The 389-nt window shown below is 60.4% G+C and carries 1 protein-coding gene; it reads right to left on the reverse strand.

The window, feature by feature from the left end:
* Window positions 1-94 precede the first annotated feature (94 nt).
* Window positions 95-389 (reverse strand): hypothetical protein (locus MWC30_RS22120; RefSeq protein WP_244086347.1); only part of this gene is annotated, 295 nt, incomplete at its 5' end.

The following is a 389-nucleotide window of genomic DNA, read 5'->3' on the forward strand; positions in this document are numbered from 1 at the left end:
CCCGCGTACCAATGCTCCGAATACCGCGGGCTCCCGAACGCCTTGCCGATCGGGCAACATTGGCCAAGTCTCCGGGCGAGGGCGGAATCCTGCCTCACAAGGCAGGGAAGAAAACGATGCCGCGCCAGGACGCCAGGTAGATTTCATTGGTGTTCTGGTAGCCTATGGTCAGCATCCACGGGGATGCGGGGGAGAGCCTGAAGTCTTCCAGGGAGGACCACGGGATCTTTGCCTCCATGCTGAACCCTCCCTCTTTGAACCGCTTTGCCACAATGGAAGGGATTGCCTTCGATTTTCCGAAACCGGCCCAACGAACCGCCCGGAGTTGAGCCCCGGCGGGACATCCTCCGGGATAGATGGATAGGCTGAGTTGTGCTGGGGAGTTCGGT

The organism is Desulforhabdus sp. TSK (assembly GCF_022836495.1).
GTDB lineage: Bacteria > Desulfobacterota > Syntrophobacteria > Syntrophobacterales > Syntrophobacteraceae > Desulforhabdus.